Source organism: Pseudomonas sp. NCHU5216 (assembly GCF_052156495.1).
Classification (GTDB): domain Bacteria; phylum Pseudomonadota; class Gammaproteobacteria; order Pseudomonadales; family Pseudomonadaceae; genus Aquipseudomonas.
On the sequence record NZ_JBQLIX010000085.1, the window covers coordinates 1 to 1,262 of the forward strand.

The 1,262-nt window shown below is 57.8% G+C and carries 1 protein-coding gene; it reads right to left on the reverse strand.

From position 1 onward, the window contains the following. Positions 1–51: 51 nt before the first annotated feature. Positions 52–1,179, reverse strand: a complete 1,128-nt coding sequence (locus ACSVIK_RS25970; protein WP_442447014.1) for an IS481 family transposase — start codon at positions 1,177–1,179, stop codon at positions 52–54. Positions 1,180–1,262 lie beyond the last annotated feature (83 nt).

Sequence of the window (1,262 nt, forward strand, 5' to 3'; positions counted from 1 at the left end):
TGTATGGACCGGACACATGGTGGACACATGTACGGGGACATGGTGGACACATTATCGCCTGCCATCCGGGTGGTTGAAATCGATGGTTCTCAGCTTGTGGCGACAGAAGTAGACGTCGAAGTGATCAGATCCTTGCTCGCTCGGACGCAGGGCCACGGTATGCCCCTCTAGCGCCTTGGCTATCCGGAATGAGCGCTTCTTGTAGCGGAATTGGCTGTGGTAGGGCTTGATCAGAATGTCATCGGGGCCATATTCAAAGTCCTGCAACCGGCTGGGAAATGGTCGCTTGCTCATCCGATAGCGATCGATTGGCACTTGATAGCCCAACTGCTGATGAGGCCGCTTGTAATTGTAGATACCACGCCAGAGGTCGAATGCTTCCTGGGCTTCCTGCAGGTCACGGAAAGTACGGCCCCTGAGCACCTCAGCTTTGAGTGTTCGATGGAAGCGCTCGTCCTTGCCATTGGTTTGTGGATGCCCTGGCCGGCTGAACGTCAGCCGTATCCCTAGCCGCACGATCCAGATCCCTAGCGGCGTTAGCTCGCCTGGGTTTCGTGGTGCGCCCCAGGGCGCGCCGTTGTCTGCGTTGATCTGCAGGGGCAGCCCGTATCGCCTGAACAGATCGCTCAGGTGCTCCTGTACCAGTTCAGTTCGCTGATGCGGACAGGCTTGGATGGTCAGGTTGAAACGCGAGTGGTCATCGATCAGCGTCAACGGGTAGCACGCCCCCTGATCTGTCTGGAAGAAGCCTTTGAAGTCGATCTGCCAGAGATCATTGGGCGCTTCCCGCTCATAGCGTTTCCATGGCGTTGCCGCATCGCTGGCCTCGGAGGTGATCAGCCCGTGCCGATGCAGCACATTGGTGACGGTACTGGCACAAATGCGCTGGTTCAGCAGATGCCGGATCTTGCGACCGCCCCAGGCTGGGTGCTCCTTGCGGATGGCGACCACCTCTTCCTCAAGCCTTTGATCCGTCTGCTTGGGATTGCTGCGAGGTTTTCTGGAGCGCTCCACAAGGCCAGCCGCACCCTCCTTACGGTATCGGTTTAGCCACTTGTAGCCTGTCTGGGGACTAATGCCGAAACGCCGGCACAGCTCTCTGATATTGGCGTCTGGATGATTGGCTAGGTGAGCGAACTCTTCTCTCAAACTCATGGTGTCTCTCGCGTTCCAGGGCATGGTCGAATTCCCGGCAGGTTTGCTTGCCGAAAAGTGTCCACCATGTCCCCGCACACCTGTCCACCATGTGTCCGGTCCATACA